The organism is Kitasatospora sp. NPDC042419 (assembly GCF_056437345.1).
Genome location: NZ_JBWKAW010000014.1, coordinates 36,414 through 56,721, shown reverse-complemented (window position 1 = coordinate 56,721; position 20,308 = coordinate 36,414). Strand labels below are relative to the sequence as shown.

At 74.9% G+C, this 20,308-nt stretch carries 16 protein-coding genes and 1 pseudogene; 3 read left to right on the top strand and 14 right to left on the bottom strand.

The window, feature by feature from the left end; genetic code table 11:
- The first annotated feature begins 101 nt into the window (after nt 1-101).
- Complete coding sequence (locus tag AC067J_RS24715; protein WP_478302595.1) at nt 102-1,148, top strand: hypothetical protein; 1,047 nt, start codon at nt 102-104, stop codon at nt 1,146-1,148.
- Nucleotides 1,149-1,238: 90 nt separating this feature from the next.
- Here AC067J_RS24715 and AC067J_RS24710 read toward each other — a convergent pair whose 3' ends face one another.
- From AC067J_RS24710 to pdhA, 3 genes are read right to left on the bottom strand one after another with little or no spacing between them, the layout of a single operon-like run.
- Nucleotides 1,239-2,681 (bottom strand): dihydrolipoamide acetyltransferase family protein, encoded by a 1,443-nt coding sequence (locus AC067J_RS24710; protein WP_478302593.1) that lies wholly within the window; start codon nt 2,679-2,681, stop codon nt 1,239-1,241.
- A 13-nt stretch (nt 2,682-2,694) separates the two neighbouring features.
- The gene (locus AC067J_RS24705) at nt 2,695-3,669 is read right to left on the bottom strand and encodes an alpha-ketoacid dehydrogenase subunit beta (RefSeq protein ID WP_478302591.1); all 975 of its coding nucleotides are present in this window, start codon (nt 3,667-3,669) and stop codon (nt 2,695-2,697) included.
- Nucleotides 3,669-4,823 (bottom strand): pyruvate dehydrogenase (acetyl-transferring) E1 component subunit alpha, encoded by a 1,155-nt coding sequence (pdhA, locus tag AC067J_RS24700; protein ID WP_478302589.1) that lies wholly within the window; start codon nt 4,821-4,823, stop codon nt 3,669-3,671. The genes AC067J_RS24705 and pdhA overlap by 1 nt, the downstream gene beginning before the upstream one ends.
- A gap of 378 nt (nt 4,824-5,201) precedes the next feature.
- Between pdhA and AC067J_RS24695 the strand changes: the two genes are divergently transcribed.
- Both AC067J_RS24695 and AC067J_RS24690 read left to right on the top strand, forming a co-directional pair.
- Complete coding sequence (locus tag AC067J_RS24695; RefSeq protein WP_327678979.1) at nt 5,202-5,861, top strand: response regulator transcription factor; 660 nt, start codon at nt 5,202-5,204, stop codon at nt 5,859-5,861.
- Nucleotides 5,862-5,926: 65 nt separating this feature from the next.
- Nucleotides 5,927-7,015 (top strand): phosphotransferase, encoded by a 1,089-nt coding sequence (locus AC067J_RS24690; RefSeq protein WP_478302587.1) that lies wholly within the window; start codon nt 5,927-5,929, stop codon nt 7,013-7,015.
- 9 nt (nt 7,016-7,024) lie between these two features.
- On the opposite strand, the gene AC067J_RS24685 is transcribed toward AC067J_RS24690, so the two are convergent.
- From AC067J_RS24685 to AC067J_RS24635, 11 genes and pseudogenes are all read right to left on the bottom strand, one after another.
- On the bottom strand, nt 7,025-8,854 hold the full coding sequence (locus AC067J_RS24685; RefSeq protein ID WP_478302585.1) for a protein kinase domain-containing protein: 1,830 nt from the start codon (nt 8,852-8,854) through the stop codon (nt 7,025-7,027).
- Nucleotides 8,855-8,965: 111 nt separating this feature from the next.
- A complete protein-coding gene (locus tag AC067J_RS24680; RefSeq protein ID WP_478302583.1) occupies nt 8,966-10,363 on the bottom strand; it encodes a protein kinase domain-containing protein in 1,398 nt (465 codons plus the stop codon).
- Between the two features lie 403 nt (nt 10,364-10,766).
- Nucleotides 10,767-11,372 carry a bacterial proteasome activator family protein gene (locus AC067J_RS24675; RefSeq protein WP_478302581.1) on the bottom strand — a complete coding sequence of 202 codons (606 nt, stop codon included), beginning with the start codon at nt 11,370-11,372 and terminating at the stop codon, nt 10,767-10,769.
- A 236-nt stretch (nt 11,373-11,608) separates the two neighbouring features.
- Nucleotides 11,609-12,805: a hypothetical protein gene (locus tag AC067J_RS24670; RefSeq protein WP_478302579.1), complete on the bottom strand. Its 1,197-nt coding sequence runs from the start codon at nt 12,803-12,805 to the stop codon at nt 11,609-11,611.
- A gap of 201 nt (nt 12,806-13,006) precedes the next feature.
- Entirely contained in the window at nt 13,007-13,984 is a 978-nt protein-coding gene (locus tag AC067J_RS24665) for an NAD(P)H-quinone oxidoreductase (protein WP_478302577.1), read from the bottom strand.
- Between the two features lie 51 nt (nt 13,985-14,035).
- Nucleotides 14,036-14,599 (bottom strand): YbaK/EbsC family protein, encoded by a 564-nt coding sequence (locus AC067J_RS24660; protein ID WP_478302575.1) that lies wholly within the window; start codon nt 14,597-14,599, stop codon nt 14,036-14,038.
- An 11-nt stretch (nt 14,600-14,610) separates the two neighbouring features.
- The gene (locus AC067J_RS24655; protein WP_478302852.1) at nt 14,611-15,675 is read right to left on the bottom strand and encodes a potassium channel family protein; all 1,065 of its coding nucleotides are present in this window, start codon (nt 15,673-15,675) and stop codon (nt 14,611-14,613) included.
- 2 nt (nt 15,676-15,677) lie between these two features.
- On the bottom strand, nt 15,678-16,889 hold the full coding sequence (locus AC067J_RS24650; RefSeq protein WP_478302573.1) for a molybdopterin molybdotransferase MoeA: 1,212 nt from the start codon (nt 16,887-16,889) through the stop codon (nt 15,678-15,680).
- Nucleotides 16,886-17,836 (bottom strand): annotated as a pseudogene (locus AC067J_RS24645) (NTP transferase domain-containing protein). Before AC067J_RS24645 ends, AC067J_RS24650 begins: the two are co-directional and overlap by 4 nt.
- 23 nt (nt 17,837-17,859) lie before the next feature.
- Nucleotides 17,860-18,873: an MBL fold metallo-hydrolase gene (locus AC067J_RS24640; RefSeq protein ID WP_478302571.1), complete on the bottom strand. Its 1,014-nt coding sequence runs from the start codon at nt 18,871-18,873 to the stop codon at nt 17,860-17,862.
- A 384-nt stretch (nt 18,874-19,257) separates the two neighbouring features.
- The gene (locus AC067J_RS24635) at nt 19,258-20,019 is read right to left on the bottom strand and encodes a polyprenol monophosphomannose synthase (protein WP_478302570.1); all 762 of its coding nucleotides are present in this window, start codon (nt 20,017-20,019) and stop codon (nt 19,258-19,260) included.
- Nucleotides 20,020-20,308: the final 289 nt, after the last annotated feature.

Genomic DNA, 20,308 nt, shown 5'->3' with positions numbered 1-20,308 from the left:
AGACCGGCAAGGGCCGGGGGGCGCTGCCGCTCAGCAGAAGCGGACGGCCGGTCACCTTCACCTCACACACCCGCATCACCAGGCCCCTGGGGAGACACGTCATGAGCAAGTCCGTTATCACCGCATTCGCGAAGAACGCCCGTTCGCTCTCCGGCCGCCGCCTCGCCACCCTCGCCGCCACCGCCGTCCTCGCCGGCTCGGTCCAGCTGGTGACCGCCGACACCTCCTGGGCCTGCGGGGACGGTCAGCAGGCCCGGGCCGCCGCCCCGGCGGCCCCCGCGGCACCGGCCGCCGCGCACGACGGCAGCCTCATCGCCGCCTTCCACCTGGCCTCGAACGCCCGAACCATCACCCCGGGCGGTGCCAAGCTGGAGGTCAACACCTGGATCAGCAACTTCACCGGCGCGCCGTACGAGCGCGTCGTGCCGGTGCTCGGCCTGTACAACCCGGTCTCGGGCACCACCAACCTCCGGCCGTCGGACTTCGTCGTCGAGGTCGCCGAGAAGGGCGTCTGGAAGCGCGTCGCGCTGCGGCACAGCTGCGACCCGGTGATCTACACGGTCGACTCCGCCCTGACGAGCCGGACGGTCGGCGACGGCCGGGAGGAGAACTTCATGTTCCGGATCAGCCTGTCCGCGAACGCCCCGAAGGACCTGACCGAGATCGAGGTCAGCGTGGGTGCCAAGGCACCGGGCTTCCCCGCGGCGTCCGCGGGCAGCCGCACCGTGAAGGTGGCCCGTTCCACCGCGCCGGCCCCGACCGCTCCGGCGAAGCCGACCCCCGCGAAGCCCGCCGCCAAGCCGGCCGCCACGGCCACGCCCGCTCCCGCGAAGCCCACCCCCGCGAAGCCCGCCGCCAAGCCGGCCGCCGCCGCGCAGGCCCCGACCGCCTCCCCGACCGCCTCCCCGAGCACCGAGCCCACCGCCAAGGCTCCCGCGGCCGTGCCCGCCGCCCCCGCGGCCCCGACGTCCCCGACGGCCGCGCCCACCGCCGCACCCGCCACCACCGCGCCGGCCGGCACCCCCGAGCTCGCCCAGACCGGCGCCGGCACCCCCAACGGCCTGCTCGCCGCCCTCGCCGCGGGCCTCGCCGCCACCGGCGCGGGCGTCCTGGTCTCCGTGCGCCGGCTGCGCACCGGTCGTCGCTGACCGGCCGCGGCCGACGCCCGGGAAACCGGAAGGGCCCTGCCTCCGCACGGCGGTGCGGAGGCAGGGCCCTTCCATGTCCTTACCGGGGGCTCAGCCCCAGGTGATCAGGCGCTTCGGGTACTCCAGGACGCCCGCCACGTCGGCGAGCACCTTGGAGCCCAGCTCCCCGTCCACCAGGCGGTGGTCGAAGGAGAGCGCCAGCGTGGTCACCTGCCGCGGGACCACCTTGCCCTTGTGCACCCAGGGCAGTTCCCGGACCGCGCCGAAGGCGAGGATCGCCGCCTCCCCCGGGTTGAGGATCGGGGTGCCGGTGTCGACGCCGAAGACGCCGACGTTGGTGATCGTGACCGTGCCGCCCTGCATGTCGTTCGGCGAGGTCTTCCCCTGACGGGCGGTGTCGATCAGCTCGCCGAGCGAGACCGCCAGGCCCGCGAGCGTCTTGCCGCCCGCGTCCTTGATGTTGGGGACGATCAGGCCGCGCGGGGTGGCCGCGGCGATGCCGAGGTTCACCTGGCCCTTGATCACGATCTCCTGGGCCGCCTCGTCCCACTGGGCGTTGATCTCCGGGTGGCGCTTGATCGCGGTGAGCAGCGCCTTGGCGACCAGCAGCAGCGGGCTGACCCGGACGTCCCGGCCCAGCTCGCCGCTCTCCTTGAGCCGGCGGACGAACTTCATCGTGCGGGTGACGTCGACCTGCACGAACTCGGTGACGTGCGGGGCGGTGAAGGCCGAGGCCACCATCGCCTGCGCGGTCGCCTTGCGGACGCCCTTGATCGGCACCCGGACGTCGCCCGCGGCCGGGACGGCCACCTGTGCGGGGACGGCCGGCTCGGTGGGCGCGGCCTCCGCGGGGACCTCGGCCGGGGCCGCTGCCGGAGCGGTCGCCGCCGCCGCGTGGGCGTGCAGGTCCTCGCGGGTGATGACGCCGTCGGGGCCGGTCGGGGTGACGGCCCGCAGGTCGATCCCGAGGTCCTTGGCGAGCTTGCGCACCGGCGGCTTGGCCAGCGGGCGGTCACCGGTGACGGCGGCGGACGGCTCGGGTGCCGGCGCGGGCGCGGGCACCACGACGGGGGCCGGAGCCGCGACGGGGGCCGGCGCCGTGGCGACGGCGGTCGCCACCACGGTGGTGCGACGGGCCCGGCGCTGGGCGACGCCGGTCCGCGGACCGTACCCGACCAGCACCTCGCGCCGCTCGGGCTCGGCCTCGGCGGCCGGGGCCGGCGCAGCGGCCGGAACCGCCGGAGCGGCGGCAGCGGGCGCGGGAGCCCCCGCCTCCCCGGCCACCGCGACCGAGATGATCACGGTGCCGACGTCGACGGTCGCGCCCTCCGGGAAGAACAGCTGCTCGACGACCCCGTTGAACGGGATCGGCAGCTCCACGGCGGCCTTGGCGGTCTCCACCTCGCAGACGACCTGGCCGTCCGTCACGGTGTCGCCGGGCTTGACGTACCAGCTGAGGATCTCGGCCTCGGTGAGGCCCTCGCCGACGTCGGGCATCTTGAACTCGCGGAGCGAGCGAACTTCGGTGGTCATCTTCGCTCCCCGCTCAGTAGGCGAACGCGCGGTCGACGGCGTCGAGCACGCGGTCCAGGTCGGGCAGGAACGCCTCCTCGACCCGGGACGGCGGATAGGGCGCGTGGTAGCCGCCGACCCGCAGGATCGGCGCCTCCAGGTGGTAGAAGCAGCGCTCCGTGAGGCGGGCGGCCAGCTCGGCGCCCATGCCCAGGAAGACCGGCGCCTCGTGCACCACGATGCCGCGCCCGGTGCGCTTGACCGACTCCTCCAGGGCGGCGAAGTCCACCGGGGAGAGCGAGCGCAGGTCGACGACCTCCAGCCGGCGGCCGTCCTCCTCGGCGGCCGCGGCGGCCTCCAGGCAGACCTTGACCATCGGCCCGTAGGCGATCAGCGTGGCGTCGGTGCCGGGACGGACGATCCGGGCGTCGTGCAGCCCCAGGTCGGCGGCCTCGCCGACCTCGCCCTTGTCCCAGTAGCGGCGCTTGGGCTCCAGGAAGATCACCGGGTCGTCCGACTCGATGGCCTGGCGCAGCATCCAGTGCGCGTCGTGCGCGTTCGAGGGGGAGACCACGCGCAGGCCGGCGGTGTGCGCGAAGTAGGCCTCGTGCGACTCGCTGTGGTGCTCGACCGCGCCGATGCCGCCCGCGTACGGGATGCGGACGGTGACCGGCATCTTGACGTGCCCGAGCGCGCGGGCGTGCATCTTGGCCAGCTGGGAGACGATCTGGTCGAAGGCCGGGTAGACGAAGCCGTCGAACTGGATCTCGACCACCGGGCGGTAGCCGCGCAGGGCCAGGCCGATCGCGGTGCCGACGATGCCGGACTCGGCGAGCGGGGTGTCGATCACCCGGCCCTCGCCGAAGTCCTTCTGCAGGCCGTCGGTGATCCGGAAGACGCCGCCGAGCTTGCCGATGTCCTCGCCCATCAGGACGGTCTTCGGGTCGTTCTCCAGCGACTTCCGCAGGGCGTCGTTGAGCGCCTTGGCGATGCTGAGCTGACCGGCCATCAGAGGTTCTCCCCCGCCTCGAAGGAGGCCGCGTACTCGACGTACCCGGCCCGTTCCTCATCGACCAGCGTGTGCGGCTCGGCGTAGACGTGGTCGAAGATCAGGGTCGGGTCCGGGTCCGGCATGCTGCGCACGCCCTCGCGCACCCGCAGCCCGAGCTGCTCGCTCTCGGCGTCGACCGAGGCGAAGAACTCCTCGTCGGCGAGGCCCTGCTTCTCCAGGTGGGCCTTCAGCCGGCTGATCGGGTCCTTGGCCTTCCAGGCCTCGGTCTCCTCGGTGAGCCGGTAGCGGGTGGGGTCGTCGGAGGTGGTGTGCGCGCCCATCCGGTAGGTGAACGCCTCGATCAGGACCGGGCCGTTGCCGCTGCGCGCGTGCTCCAGCGCCCAGCGGGTGACGGCCAGGCAGGCCAGCACGTCGTTGCCGTCGACCCGGACGCCCGGGAAGCCGAAGCCGGAGGCGCGGCGGTACAGCGGGATCTTGGTCTGGGTGGTGGTGGGCTCGGAGATCGCCCACTGGTTGTTCTGGCAGAAGAACACCACCGGCGCGTTGTAGACCGAGGCGAAGGTGAAGGCCTCGTTGACGTCGCCCTGGCTGGAGGCACCGTCGCCGAAGTACGCGATGACCGCGTCGTCGGAGCCGTCCTTGGTGATGCCCATCGCGTAGCCGGTGGCGTGCAGGGTCTGCGCGCCGATCACGATGGTGTAGAGGTGGAAGTTCTTCTCGTTCGGGTCCCAGCCGCCGTGGTTCACGCCGCGGAACATGCCGAGCAGGTTCAGCGGGTCGACGTCGCGGCACCAGGCGACGCCGTGCTCGCGGTAGGTCGGGAAGGCGTAGTCGCCGGGGCGCATCGCGCGCCCGGAACCGACCTGCGCGGCCTCCTGGCCGAGCAGCGAGGCCCACAGGCCCAGCTCGCCCTGCCGCTGCAGGGAGGTGGCCTCGGCGTCGAACCGGCGCACCAGCACCAGGTCACGGTAGAGGGCGCGAAGCTCGTCCGGCTCCACGGTGAGCGGGTAGTCCGGGTGCTCGACCCGCTCTCCTTCCGGGGTGAGCAGCTGCACGAGCTCCGGCTGGGCGTCCGTACCCGTGGCGCGGAGGGTCTCAGGGACGCCGGGGGCCGCCTTCTTGCGGGCCCTCGCCGTGCTTTTGACGGTCACGTTCACTCCTCGGTCTGTCCGGCCGCCCGGGGTCGCCGGTGACCGGTCCGGTCACCGCTCCGCGGGGCGCGCGTGGGTGTGCGCACCTACTGCGGGGCAGGTGGTGTTCCTCTTCCGACGGCGCCCTCACGAGAACGTTACCCAGCGTCCGCCCCCGGCGCGTCTGCGCTAGGACGTCCTAGTTGTTGGGTGCCGACAACTGCGGGTGTGGCGCAGCTCTCAATTCGGTCGCCTTCAGGACACCTGCGCACGTTATCCGGGCGAGAGCTCCTGCGTAAGGGGGTTACCGGCATCGCTTTCTCCCGCTCTGGCCGGATCGCACCCCTGCCCTGGTGCGGGCGATAGGTCTTCCGTACGGTGATATGGGAGGCTTTGCGAGTGACTGATAACGGACAAATCAGGGTATTCCTGCTCGACGACCACGAGGTGGTCCGGCGGGGCGTCCACGAACTCCTCTCGGTCGAGGACGACATCGAGGTGGTCGGCGAGGCCGGCACCGCCGCCGAGGCCCTCACCCGGATCCCGGCCGTCCACCCCGACGTCGCGGTCCTCGACGTCCGGCTGCCGGATGGCAACGGCGTCGAGGTCTGCCGGGAGATCCGCTCCCGGATGCCGGAGATCAAGTGCCTGATGCTGACCTCCTTCTCCGACGACGAGGCGCTGTTCGACTCGATCATGGCCGGGGCCTCCGGCTACGTGCTGAAGGCGATCCGCGGCACCGACCTGATCACCGCCGTGCGGGACGTCGCGGCCGGGAAGTCGCTGCTCGACCCGGTGGCCACCAGCAGGGTGCTGGCCCGGCTCCGGGACGGCGGCGAGAAGGAGGACGAACGACTCGCCCAGCTCACCAAGCAGGAGCGCCGCATTCTGGACCTGATCGGCGAAGGGATGACCAATCGTCAGATCGGGAACGAGTTGCACCTCGCGGAAAAGACGGTGAAGAACTACGTCTCCAGTCTGCTCGCCAAGATGGGGATGGAGCGGCGGACCCAGGCGGCCGCCTTCGTCGCACGGCACCAGGCGGACCACCAGCACTGATCCGGCAGGTGCACATATCTGACGACTTGTCAAGGACCCCCGCCGGGGGGCCCTAACCTCTGGCTGTGACTTTCAGCCAGACCCTTGCCTGTGCACCAGCCCGCCCCGACCTCTCGGCCCCGCCGATAGGAACCCTCAGCCCGCCCGTTCCGCACGCAGCCCTCGCCGAGATCCTCCGCCGCTACCGGGTGGGCCGCCTGCTCACCGCCGAACCCGTCGCCGAAGGCCTGCTGAACCGGGGCTACCGCGTCACCACCGAGGCCGGCACCTACTTCCTGAAGTGCTACGTCGACGCCGCGACCGCCGGCCGCGAGGCGGTCACCGGCCACCACCGCGCCATGGCCGCGCTCGCCACCCTGGGGCTGCCCGTCACGCCCCCGCTCACCCTCGCCGAACGGACCGGCACCGTGGCCGCGTTCGGCGGCCGGCTGTTCGCGCTCTTCCCCTGGGTGGATGGCCGACACCGACACGGTACGGAGCTCTCCGTGCCGCAGTGCGACGACCTCGGCGCGCTGCTCGGCCGACTGCACGGCGCCCTCGACGACGTCTGCGCCCCCGTCGACCAGCCCTCCGGCTACCGCAGCGCCGACCCCCTCGACAGCTCCGTGCTCGCCCGCGAACTCCGGTCGCACGCCCGCGAGCACCGCCCGTACGGCGAGCTGGACGCCCTGGTCGAGCGGCGGCTCACCGAACGGCTGGAGCTGCTCGTCGACCACGCGCACCGCCGGCCCGTCCCGCAGACCGCCCCGCCCACCGGCTGGACGCACGGCGACTTCCACGGGCTCAACCTGCTGCACGACGGCGACCGGATCTCAGCAGTCCTGGACTGGGACAAGCTCGGGCTCCAACCGCGCGCCGAGGAGGCCGTCCGCGCGGCCACCCTGGTCTTCAACGACCGGGCCACCGGCGTGCTGGACCTCGTCCGCGTCCGGCACTACTCGCAGTCGTACCGGGCCACCGGGGCCGCCACCGCCGAGCACCTGGCCGCCGCCGTGCACCGGGTCTGGTGGGAGCGGCTGAACGACTTCTGGATGCTCCAGTGGCGCTACCAGCGGGCCGACCACCGGGCCGACCCGCTCTACCCCGCCTCGGCGGGCCAGTTGGCGTGGTGGTGCCAGGAGTACGAGCAGGTCCTGGACGCCTTCGCCAACTGACCCGGCGGCTCAGCCGGCCGGCGGCGGCGTGACCGGCGGCGTGACCGGCGGCTTCGGCGAGGTGTTGCCCGCCGGCTGCGTGGCCGGCGGGGTCGTCGGCACCGGCTGCTGGGTCGCCGGCGGGGCCGTGGTCGGAGCGGTCGTCCCGCTGCCGCCCGTCCCGGTGGTCGGGGCGGTGGGGGGCGGGGTGGTCGCCGTCCCGGTCGGCGTCGTGCTGGCCGTCGGCGGCTTGCTGCCGGTCATGCTCGGGGTCGGCGACAGCGAGTGCTTGCCGCCCGAGGTGGCCGGCGGCTGGCTCTGGTTGCCGCCGTTGCTGGTGTTGCCGTTGTCGGTCGGCTGCTGCGGGCGCCGGGTGTTCTGGGTGGTCGGGGCCGTGGTCACGGAGCCGCCCGTGGTGGGCGTGGTGGCCTCCGGCGAGGTCGACACCACACCGGGCGGCGGCGTGGTGTCGCCCGGGTCGCCGCCCTTGCCGTCGTCCGCGCCGCTGAGCGCCAGCGCGATGCCGACACCGGACGCGACGATCACCGCCGCGAGGCCGGCGACCCAGCGCCACGGCCCGCGCCGACCGGAGTCGCCGCGCCCGTGTCCGTGCCCGTCACCGCCACCGCCGCCACCGGTCCCGTCACCACCGCCGCCGTACGGTCCGCCGACCGCCGGGTAGGGCGCGGACGGGGTCTGCGGGCCGCCCGGCACCTGGTACGGCAGCATCGCCGTCGGGTCGCCGGGGATGCCCGCCCCGAGCACCGCGGTCTCGTCCGTGCCGGTCATCGGCACGCCGTGGCCCTGCCCGGCCGCGGCCAGCCCGGCGGCCGCGGAACCGGCCGCCCAGGCACCCGTGCCGCCGTGCAGCTCGCGCAGCGCGTGCTCCAGGTGCGCGCGGAACTCGTCGGCGTCCTGGAAGCGGTCGTCCGGGTTCTTGGCGAGCGAGCGCAGCACCAGCGGATCGAGCGCCGCCGGCACCCGCGGGTTCGCCTGCGAGGGCGGCACCGGCATGTCCTGGACGTGCTGGTAGACCACCGAGAGCGGGGTGTCGCCGGTGAACGGCGGGCGCAGCGTCAGCAGCTCGTAGAGCATGCAGCCGGCCGCGTACAGGTCGGAGCGGTGGTCGACGGGCTTGCCGAGCGCCTGCTCGGGCGAGAGGTACTGCGGGGTGCCCATGACCATGCCGGTCTGGGTCATGGTGGAGGCGGTGCCGGTCAGCGCGCGGGCGATGCCGAAGTCCATCACCTTGACCGCGCCGGTGGTCGTGATGATCACGTTGGCCGGCTTGATGTCACGGTGCACGATGCCGTGCCGGTGGCTGTAGGCGAGCGCCTCCAGCACCCCGGCGATGATGAGCAGCGCCTGGTCGACCGGCGGCTCCGCCTCGTCCACCAGGAGCTCGCGGACGGTCCGGCCCTCGACCAGCTCCATCACGATGTACGGCGTCGACTCCTCGCCGACGTACTCCTCGCCGGTGTCGTACACCGAGACGATCGCGTGGTGGTTGAGCGCCGCGACGGCGTGCGCCTCGCGGGTGAAACGGAGCCGGGCGATCTCGTCCTGGGCGAGCTCGCCGCGGAGCAGCTTGACCGCCACGGTCCGGCCGAGCCGGACGTCCTGGGCTGCGAGCACCTCGGCCATGCCGCCCCGGCCGAGCCGGTGGGTCAGCCGGTAGCGGCCGTCGCCGACCGTCCCCAGCGGGGCGGCGGTGCCACGGCCCGGCGTCTGCGGGCCACCGAACGGCGGGAGCGCGGAGGTGGCGGCGTCGCTACCGGTGTCCGGCGTCCTCGGGGCCCCGCCGGCCGCACCGGGCGCCCAGGCCCCCCCGTCGTCGTCCGGTTGCTGCGTCTGTGCCATCGCTCCTCGCCCCGGGCCTTCGCTCGGATCGCGGTGCCCTGTCGCCTCGTGTCCCCGAACGCTACCGCTTCCGACCTGCCCCCGTAGCACGCCCGATCCGGACGGAACGCGTCAGAGCAGGCCATTCCGGTCGGCCGGACCGTCCGCGTGGAGCACGGTCGCGGTCCGCTCCGAGCTGCGCGAGGTCGACCCGGAGCCGGAGCCGTTGTTGGCCCGGTTGACCACGATCGCGATGATGATGACCGCCAGCACGATCACCCCGACGATGATGCCGATGATCACCGCGGCCGTGGAGCAGCCGCCGCTGTTCGACGCGGGGGCCGGCTGGAACGGCGGCATCGGCTGCGGCGGCGGGGTGTGCGCCTGCGGGAACGGCTGCGGCGTCTGGAACGCCGGCGGCGGCGTCTGGTAGGCCTGCGGCTGCGGCGGCGGGGTGTGCGCCTGCTGCGGGAACGGCGGCTGCGGAGTCTGGAACGCCGGCGGCGGCGTCTGGTAGGCCTGCGGCTGCGGCTGGTGGAACGGCTGCGGCGTCTGCGGGGCCTGCGGCGCCGGCGGAGCGGCGTGCACCGAACGCGGACCGTCGGTGATCACCAGCGGGGAGCTGGCCGCCAGGGGGCTGCCGCCGCCCTTGGCCGCCGCGATCAGCCGCTCGGCCTCGTCCCGCATCGCGGCCGCGCTCGGGAACCGGTGCGCCGGGTCCTTCCGCAGCGCGGTGGCGACGAACTCGTCGACCGCCGGGTTGAGCGCCCGGTTGAGCGTGGACGGCGCCGGCGGCTCCTCCTGGACGTGCTTGTAGGCGATCGAGAACGCCGAGTCGCCGTCGAAGACCAGCTGACCGGTGATCATCTCGAAGAGCATCACCCCGACCGAGTAGAGGTCGGAGCGGGCGTCCACCGGCTTGCCCAGCGCCTGCTCGGGCGAGAGGTACTGCGGGGTGCCGACCACCATGCCGGTCTGGGTCATCGACGTGACGCCGGTCTCCAGCGCCCGGGCGATGCCGAAGTCCATGACCTTGACGACGCCCTTGCGGTCGAACATGACGTTGCCGGGCTTGATGTCACGGTGCACCAGGCCCTGGTCGTGCGAGGCCTCCAGGGCGTTCAGCACGCCGACGGTGACCCGCAGCGCCTCCTCGACCGGCATCGCGCCGTGCTGGGCGACCGCCTCGTTGATCGCGTCCCGCAGGCCCTTGCCGTCGACCAGCTGCATCACGATGTACGGCGTGGTGGAGCCGTCGGGGGCGACGTCCTCACCGGTGTCGTAGACCCGGACGATGTTCTCGTGCTCCAGCCGGGCCACGGCCTGCGCCTCACGGCGGAACCGCTCCTTGAACGACTCGTCCCGGCCGAGCTCGGCGTGCATGCTCTTCAGCGCCACCGACCGCTTCAGCACGTTGTCGTAGGCGAGGTGCACGGAGGCCATGCCGCCCTCGCCCAGCACCCGCTGCAGCACGTACCGGCCGTTGCCCAGGGAGTAGCCCTCGACCTCCGCGTTGCCGTGCTCGCTCATGGTCCTCTGCTCCCCCTCGGCGCGGCGGTGCCGCCGCGGCCGTGACGTTCGGTCTCGTCCGTACGTGTCCGGGCCCGGCCCGCTGGCCTGCCCTACCCCTGTCGCGGCGCTCGCCCGGCCTGCGACAGGGGCCCAGGGTATCGGCTCGCGGCGCCGGTGATCGGCCCAGGGCCGACACTGTGTCCGGTCTGGGACCCGGGACCGGCCGGTAGTGCGTTCGACACCGGGTCGTCGTGGTACGCCCGATGCCGTGACGGCCTGGGCGGTGCCGCGGCCCGCCGGTCCCGCGGTGGTCCCCCGGTGGTCCCGCAGTGGTGCCGCGGTGGTCCCCCGGTGATTCCCGGGACGGCCCTGCGGCGCTCCGCGCCGTGGTGCCGCCCCGGTCCTGCGGTCTCCCCGCGTTCTACAGGTACGGGCCGGAACGGATGCCGCGGCCCTCGCCCGGCTCGTCGCCCTCCGGCTCGCCGCCGTGCAGACCGGGCGGCAGCGCCCGACGCATCTGCTCCAGCTGCGCCCGCGCCGCCATCTGCTGCGCGAACAGGGCCGTCTGGATGCCGTGGAACAGGCCCTCCAGCCACCCCACCAGCTGTGCCTGCGCGATCCGCAGCTCGGCCTCGGTCGGGATCGAGTCCTCGGTGAACGGCAGCGAGAGCCGTTCCAGCTCGGCGACCAGCTCGGGCGCCAGACCGAGCTCAAGCTCCTTGATCGAACTGGCGTGGATGTCCTTCAGCCGGGCCCGGCTGGCCTCGTCGAGGGGAGCGGCCCGGACCTCCTCCAGCAGCTGCTTGATCATGCTGCCGATCCGCATGACCTTGGCGGGCTGCTCGACCATCTCGGTCACCGGCAGTTCACGCGGGCCGTCACCGTCGTCGCCCAGCGAGCCGGCCATCCCCTGGCCCACCGGCAGCCCGTCCGGTCCGACGATCAGCACCTTCTGGCCGTCCTGCGACTGCCCGCCCATGCCCTGGTAGAGCTCCTGGGACGAGCGCTCGTTCATCGGATTCGTCATGAACCACATTCTCCCTCACTGGGGTTGGTCGGGTGGAGGGCCCCGACCGCACCGCCCCCGGTCCGGCACCGGCCGCCGCGCCGGCGCCGCCGCCTTCCCACCCATGACGCTACGCCCCGTGGGCGGGGTGCCGGTATCCGTACGAATACTCAGTTCGCCCGGGGATCCGGACGTGCCGGGGACCCGGCGCACCCGGCGGCCACCGGGCGGGCAGCTGCCCGCCCGGTGGCCGCCGCTCAGCCCCTGCGCAGCCGGATGCCGATCAGGCCCAGTCCGCACCCGATCAGCCCGAGGCCGGCTCCGAGCGGCAGCTGGAGCGTGGAGGCGTCGCGCCAGCGGGCGGGCAGCACGGCCGGCGCCGCCACGGCCTGCGGGTCGGGCCGGCCCAGCGCCAGCGCCGAGCTCCCCGTGGTGTCGGCGGAATCGGCCGGGCCCCCGGCCTCGGCCGACTCGGCCTCGACCGGCCGGTCGGGGGCCTGCTCGACGGACTGCTCCCGGCCGCGCTCCGGAGCGGACCGCACCCGTTCGGGCGCCGGTCCCGGACCGTGCCGGTACCACCCGTGGACCCGGTCGGCCCGGAGCCCGCCGCCGGCGGGCCGGGGGTGGACGCCCTGGTCCTGCGGCGGCGCCACGGCGGCGGGGGTGAGGCCGTCGGCGACCGTGGTCGTGACGGCGCTCGCGGACGCCGCGGGGGCGGGCGGCGTGCTCGGCGCGGCCGAGGGCGCGGGACCGGAGGCGGCCGGCTCCGGTCCCGGCTGCGACTGCGGCTCCGGGCCCGGCTGGGACTGCGGCTGCGGCTGCGGCTCCGGGGAGGCGGCGTGGGCGGGTTCCGGAACGGCCGGCGCGGAGGCGGCGGGTGCCGTGGAGACCGGCCCGGACGCGGCCGGTGCGGGCCCGGCGGAGGCTCCGGACGAGGTCACGGCGGCGACCGGGGCGCTGGTCGCGGCGGTGGCCCCGGCGGTGGACGCGGCGGACGGTTCCGCCGGGACCGGGGAGGGCGATCCGGAGCGCCCCGACCCGCCCCGGGTCGGGAGCGCGCCCGGCTCCGACGGCACGCCCGGACCGTCGGCCCCGGTGGGCCCCTCGGTCTCGGTGGGTCCGTCCGCCTCGACGGGCCCGTCCTCCTCGGCGGAGGCGGACGGCGCCACGGGGACGGCTGGCGCCACGGGGACGGTCGGCGGCACGGGGACGGTCGGCGGCACGGCGGCGGTCGGTGTCACGGCGGCGCGCGCGGCGGAGGTACCGGGCCCGGCGGGGACGGCGACCGCCGCCGGGGCAGCCAGCGGTACGGCGAGGCCGAGTACCGCCACCACCAGCAGCCGCCGCGAGCACCGCTCGGCGCGCCGGGCGCGGATGCGCCCGGCGCGGCGGGAACGGCGGTGCGACAACGCTGCGGGCAACGGCCCGAGGAACGCGTGCGAAGGTGCGGCCACGGTCGAGGTCCTTCCGCGACGGCCGACCGCGCGGGGCGGGATCGGCGGCGGGACAGCTCTCGACCAGACTCACACAATCCGGCATTCAGGGCATTTCGGACGATCGCATCCGGGCCGCCCAATCACCCCGCCGTACCCCTGCCCGCTCCGGCCCGCCTGCGGCCCTGCGGCTCCGGCCCTGCGCCCCGGCCGGCATCCGCCTCAGACCCGCAGCACCACCTTGCCGACCTGTTCGCCGGCCTCCAGCGCCCGGTGCGCGGCGGCCGCGTCGGCCAGCGGCAGCACCCGGTCGACCACCGGCTTCACCACCCCCGACTCGACCAGGGGCCAGACGTGCTCCCGCACGGCCGCCACGATCGCCGCCTTCTCGGCGAGCGGCCGCCCCCGCAGGTTGGTGGCGATCACCGCACCGCGCTTGCGCAGCAGCGTGTTGAGGTTGAGCTCGCCCTGCACCCCGCCCTGCAGCCCGATGATCACCAGCCGGCCGTTGACCGCCAGCGCGTCCACGTTCCGCTGCAGGTACTTGGCGCCCATGATGTCCAGGATCACGTCCGCGCCGACCCCGCCGGTGGCCTCCCGGAGCACCTCGACGAAGTCCTGCTCCCGGTAGTCGATCAGGATGTCGGCGCCCAGCTCCGCGCACCGGGCCAGCTTCTCGGCGCTGCCCGCCGTCACCGCCACCCGCGCGCCGACCGCCTTGGCCAGCTGGATCGCCATCGTGCCGATGCCGCTGGCGCCGCCGTGCAGCAGCACGGTCTCGCCCGGCCGCAGGTGGGCGGTGAGGAAGACGTTGGACCAGACCGTGCAGACGACCTCGGGCAGCGCGGCGGCCTGCTCCGGGGTCAGCCCCTTCGGCACCGGCAGCAGCTGCCCGACCGGGACGGCCACCCGCTCCGCGTACCCGCCGCCGACCAGCAGCGCGCAGACCTCGTCGCCGACCGCCCACCCGGCCACCCCGGGGCCCAGGGCGGTGATCCGCCCCGCGCACTCCAGACCGGGGTGGGGCGAGCTGCCGGGCGGCGGGTTGTAGAGGCCCTGCCGCTGGAGCAGGTCGGCGCGGTTGACGGCGGTCGCCGCCACCTCGACCAGGACCTCGCCCTCACCGGGCACCGGATCCGGCACCTCGGCCCAGACCAGCGCGTCGGGTCCGCCGGGCTCAGGAATCGTCATCGCATGCATGATCCCGACGCTACTCCGCGCCACCCCGCGCGGACCGGCCCGGGACACGCCCTATCCGGCCAGTTCCGGGAGCACCACGGCGCCCGGCAGCGCGGCCAGCACCCGGCCCGGCAGGATCAGCTTGCCCCGCCGCCGCCCGCTGCCCACCAGCACGTACGGCGTCGCGGCCACCGCCTCGTCGACCAGCAGCGGCCAGTCGGCGGGCAGGCCGACCGGCGTGATGCCGCCGTACTCCATGCCGCTCCCGGCGACGGCCGCGTCCATCGGCGCGAACGACGCCTTGCGGGCCTCCAGGTGCCTGCGGACGGCCCGGTTGACGTCCACCCGGGTGGTCGCCAGCGCCAGGCAGGCCGCCAGGGTGGTCTCACCGCCGCGCTTGGCGGCGACCACCACGCAGTTCGCCGAGGCCTCCAGCGGTACGCCGTAGGTCTCGCAGAAGACGGCGGTGTCGGCCTTCTCCGGGTCGGTGTCCACGTAGAGCACGGACCGGGCAGCCTCCCGGTCGTCCCAGTTCTTCAGGGCGTCCGCCACCGGGCCGGCCAGTAGTCCACCCGCCTCCAGGGCGGGCGTGACGGACTCGAACGTGCCGAACGGGAGCTGCGGTCGATCACTCATGCTGCCCGACCCTACGCGCCGCCGGGACCCTTGATGACGATCACCCGGTCGGTGAGCTGGAGCGTCCGCGCCTCCGGCTCGGTGTAGTTGATCACCCGGCTGCCGCGGACCACCGCCACCACCAGGTCCTCGCACTCGCGCGGGCTGTGCCCGGCCTCGGCCCGGGTGACCGGGCGCTCGTACACGTCCAGGCCGTTGCCGTAGGTCAGCAGGTCCTCCATGACCTCGCCGGCGTGCGGGCTGAGCATCGACATCCCGAGCAGCCGGCCGGCCGAACTGGAGCTGGTGACCACGACGTTCGCGCCGCTCTGGCGGAGCAGCGGCGCGTTCTCGTCCTCCCGGACGGCGGCGACGATGGTGGCCGACCTGGTGAGCTGACGAGCCGTCAGGGTGACCAGGGCGGCGGTGTCGTCCCGCTCCGGCGCGACCACCACCCGGGAGGCCGTGGGCAGTCCGGCCCGGATCAGGGTGTCGGCCCGGGTGGCGTCGCCGACCACGCCGACCAGTCCGTGCTGGGCGGCCTGGTCGATCACCTTGCGCTGCGGGTCGACCACCACGATCTCGTCCTTGCGCACCCCCTGGCCGAGCAGCGTGTCGACCGCGCTGCGGCCCTTGGTGCCGTAGCCGATCACGACGGTGTGCTCGCGCACGGTGGACCTCCAGCGGTTCAACCGCCACTGCTGACGGGTGCGTTCGGTGAGCACCTCAAGGGTGGTGCCGACCAGGATGATCAGGAAGAGCACCCGGAGCGGCGTGATCACGAAGATGTTGGTGAGCCGGGCGCCCTCGCTGTACGGGGTGATGTCCCCGTACCCGGTGGTGGAGAGCGTCACGGTGGCGTAGTACGCCGCGTCGACGAAGCTCAACCCGCCCCCGGCGTTGTCGTTGTAGCCGTCGCGGTCCACCCAGACGATCAGCGTGGTGGCCACCAGCACGGCCAGCGCGATCAGCAGCCGGAAGCCGACCTGCCGGACGGCCGGCGCCGACCGCCGGGCCGGCAGCACGATCCCGGCGTCCGCCCAGGGCTCCGTCCCTGGAGTGAGCGGACCGGGGAACCGCTCGCGCCTGCGTCGGATGCTCACGGTGCCTCCAGCAGCTCGACCGGCTCGCCGGGCGCCGCGCCGCCGGGCGGCACCACCGCGAGCGCATCGGCCCGGGCCAGACCGCGGAGCATCGCCGGTCCGTCGTAGGGAAGTTGGACGACGCCCCGGTCGGTGCGCCGGACCGGCAGCAGCCGGGTGTCCACCGGGTGCCCGGGCAGGGCGTCGACGGCGGCCGCCAGGACCGGGCGGGCGGTGGACCGGCCGGCCAGCCCGTGCAGCAGCGGCAGGGCGAGCGTGACCGTCCCCGCCACCGCGGCCAGCGGATTGCCGGGCAGGCCCACCAGGTGGCGGCCGCCGGGCAGTTCGGCGAGCAGCATCGGGTGGCCCGGGCGGACGGCGACCCCGTCCACCAGCAGCCGGGCGCCGACCTCGGCGAGCGCCCGGTGCAGGAAGTCCACCGGGCCGGCGGCCGTCCCTCCGGTGGTGACCACCACGTCGGCGGTGGAGTGCCGCAGGGCGTCCCGCAGCAGGCCGAAGTCGTCGCGGACGGCGCGCGGTTCACCGGTCTCGGCGCCGGCCGCGCGCAGCCACGGCGGCAGCAGCGGGCCGAGCGCGTCCCGGACCAGCCCGGGCCGGGGCAGCCCGGAGTCGAGCAGTTCGTCGCCGAGCACCAGCAGTTCGACCACCGGACGGCGGCGGACGGCCAGCAGGTCGTGGCCGCAGGCGGCGGCCAGGCCCAGCACGGCCGGGCCGACCGGGGTGCCGGCCGGGAGCAGCGGCTCGCCCAGCCGGCACTCCTGGCCGCGCGGGCGGACGTCCTGGCCGGTGGTCAGCGAGCCGGGGGTGCGGTCGTGCAGCAGCGTCCCCGCCGGCTCGCCGTGCTCACGGCGGAGTACGGCGGTGGCCCCGGGCGGCAGCTGGGCACCGGTGGCGATCTCCACGGCGGCGCCGTCGGCCAGCGGTCCGGTGGCCGGCCGCCCGGCCAGCTGGCGGCCGGCGACCCGCCAGGGGCCGGGGCCGGCGACGGCCCAGCCGTCCATCGCCGAGGTGTCGAAGGCGGGCAGGTCGGTGAGCGCGGCGAGCGGCTCGGCGAGGGTGTGGTCGAGCGCCTCGCCCAGCGGCAGGCGCAGCGGCGGCAGCGCGGTCCGGCCTGCCCGGCGGGCGGTCTCGCGGGCCCGCGCCCAGCTCGTCGGACGGGCGGGGGCCGGCGGCTGGTCGAGCACGGCGAGTTCCTCCACCGCGCTCACGGCTGCCCCGGCGCGGCGTCCTGCGCCGTCCACCGTTCGGCGAGGGCGGCGGTCCGCCGGGCCGCCTCGGCGACGGCCTCGGGGCCGCCGCCCCGCTGGGCCGCCGCGTAGCCGATCAGGAAGGCGGTCAGCGGCGCGGCGGGCCGGGCCACCCCGTGGGCGACCACCCGGGCCAGGTCGAGCAGTCCGTGGACGTCGACGTCCAGGTCGATGTCCAGCTCGGCCCGGACCTCGGCGATCCAGTCATCCAGCGTGCGCTCCATGGGCCCCATGCTGCCTGATCGGCGGTTTCCCCGGCATGTTTGCCCGGTGAGCGGCGCGCGTCGTTTCGCTCACGACGCGGTGCGGGCGGCCGTGAGCGGAGGTCAGGGGGCGTCCCGTTCGCGGGCCCGGGCGAGGTCCTCCCAGGTGTCGCAGTCGTAGGTGACGTCGTCGGTGTCGGCCAGCCGGAGGGTGCGCAGGCCTCCGGTCAGGCGGCGCAGCGGCAGCCCGGCGGGGTCGCCGGCGGCGGCCAGTGCGGCCTCCAGGGCGGCCGACCGGTAGGCGGCGGCGAGCGGCTGGTCGCGGCCCCCGGCGTCGACCAGGACGACCGCCTCGGTGTCCGGGCCGGCGTCGTCGAGCGCGGCGGCCAGCCTGTGGACGGTCCGCTCGTCGAGGAACGGCAGGTCGGCGGCGAACAGCAGCACCAGGTCGGCGGTGGTCTCGGCCAGGCCCGCGGCGACGGCGGCCACCGGCCCGCCGCCGGGCGGTCGCTCCCGGGTCCACCGGACGCCGGGGCGGGCGGTGGGCCGGGCCGGGCCGACCACCACGGTGGTGCGGGCCCCGGCGCAGGCGGCGAGCACCCGGTCCAGCAGGGTGGTCTCCCCCACGGTCAGGCCGGGCTTGTCCGCCCCGCCGAGCCTGCGGGCGGCGCCGCCGGCCGGGACGATCACGTCGTACGGCGTCATGCCGCCAGTATCCGCCGGGCCGGTCAGGCCCCGCCCGCCCCGTTCCCGGAGTCCTTCGCGGGACCGTCCGGCCGGGCACCGGACTCCTCCGGCGCGTCCGCCTCCCCCGGCTCCCCCGGCTCCACTGCGGCCGCCGCGGCCGCCGCCGCCCGCGCCGTGTTGGCGGCGGCGCTCAGCTCCAGTACGGCCGGCAGGGTCAGCTCCCCGTACCTCTCGTTCACCGCGGCTGCCAGCGCCTCCGGGTCGTCCGGGAACTCGGCCAGCAGCCGGTCGAAGTCCTGCAGGTACTCGCCGGTGAACGCGAGCACCCTGGCCGCGTCGTCGCCCTGCCCGGGCGCCCGGTGCCCGGCGATCACCCGCTCGGCACCGAGTTCGGCGATCCGGCCGAGGTTGCGCGTCCACTCGGTGCGCTGCTCCGGCGTGGTGTCGGCGGTCCAGACGTGGGTGCCGTTGTAGACGAAGTCACCGCCGACCACGGTGCCGGTGCTCGGCACGTGGACCACCGTGGAGCCGTCGCAGTCGCCCTGGCCGAGCAGCAGCACCCGGATCACCTGCCGGTCGACCATCAGCGGCTGGGGCAGCAGCGGGGCCGGCACCAGCGGGTGGTCCGGGATGTCGTCCCCGAAGACCGGCTTCCACTGGGCGACCTTGGCCGCGGCGGTGCGCAGGATGCCGTCCACCACCGGGGGCGCGGCCAGCAGCTGGGCCTCGGGGAAGAGCCGGAGCACCTCCTCGGCACCGAAGTAGTGGTCGGGGTGGTGGTGGGTGACCACGATGGCGAGCAGCCGGCGGCCCTTGCCGGCCACCCACTCGGCCAGCTCGCGGCCGGCGCTGCGGGTGAGCTGGGCGTCGACCAGGATCGCGGTGCGCTCGCCGAGGATCAGCGTGGAGGTGGCGAAGAAGGCCGACTCGGGGCCGGTGAAGACGGCGGTCTCCAGCGGCCGGGCCGGCGGCTCGGCGGCGGCTCCGTCGGCCGCGCCCACCGGGGCGGCCGCCTCCACCGGGGCGGCGTTCTCCTCGGGCGGGGACGACGTCACTGGCTGCTCCCTCTGGTCGGGTGTCGTGTGGGCGGTCCTGCTCTGCGGTCCCGGCCGGCGGTTCCGGCGCGGGTCCGGTCCGCGGTCCCGGCCGGCGGGTGGCGGGTCGAACGGCCGTCGGCCGGTCCCCGCGCCCTACAGCATGGGAGTACGGCGCGGGGTCCGGTCCGCGGTCCCGGCCGGCGGGTGGCGGGTCGAACGGCCGTCGGCCGGTCCCCGCGCCCTACAGCATGGGAGTACGGCGCGCCGAAAGCGCGGAAGGCGCGCCGAAAGCGCGGAAGGCGCGCCCGGCGGGGCACGCCTTCCCGATCGCGGGTCCGGGTCCGACCCGGTTCCCGGGCCCTGGCAGGCCCTAGCACGGCCCCGCGGGCGCCGGAGGCCGGCTCAGGCCTTCCCGCCGGTCATCCGGGCCACCCGGTCGGCGACACCCCAGGCGGTGACCCGCCAGAGCGCCTCGACCACGATGTGCCGGCTCATCTTGGACGCGCCCAGCTCCCGCTCGACGAAGGTGATCGGCACCTCGGCCACCTTGAACCCGGCCTTCACCGTCCGCCACGCCAGGTCGACCTGGAAGCAGTACCCGGCGGAGGCCACCTCGTCCATGCCCAGGCCCAGCAGGGTCTCCCGGCGGAACGCCCGGTAGCCGCCGGTGACGTCCTGGATCGGCACGCCGAGCATCAGCCGCGAGTAGGTCGAGCCGCCGCGGGAGAGCAGCAGGCGGGACTTCGGCCAGTTCACCACCCGGCCGCCGGGCACCCAGCGCGAGCCCAGCACCAGGTCGGCGCCGCGCAGTGCGGTGAGCAGCCGGTCCAGCTCCTCGGGCCGGTGCGAGCCGTCGGCGTCCATCTCGACCAGTACGTCGTAGCCCTGGTCGATGCCCCAGCGGAAGCCGGCCAGGTAGGCGGCGCCCAGCCCCTCCTTGCCCTTCCGGTGCATGACGTGCACGTGCTGGTCCTCGGCGGCCAGCTTGTCGGCGAGCTCCCCGGTACCGTCCGGACTGTTGTCGTCGGCGACCAGGACGTGGACCTCGGGGACGGCGGCGCGCACCCGGCCGACGATCTTCTCGACGTTCTCCGCCTCGTTGAACGTCGGGATGATCACCAGCACCCTGCCGAGATCAGCAAAACGCTGCTGGTTGACGGTCACGTACTAACCTCTCGGCCGGTGGCGGGAAGTGCCAGTCACCGTTGCCCGCACTCATCAGAAGACGCGGTCCCCGGCGGCGCCCCGCCGACCTGGAGACCACTGTGGAAAACACTGGGTCCTGGCATCCTACTACCGCGTCCTCGGACCACCCCTCCGTCCGCGGCGCTCCCCGCCCCCCACCTGCCGTTTCCCCGGGGGCGGTGCCGGTCGGCTAGGGTCGATGCCCGGCCTTTGCCCGGACCATCCGACCGCCCGGTGACCGCCGACCGGCGACACGGCCCACCAGCCA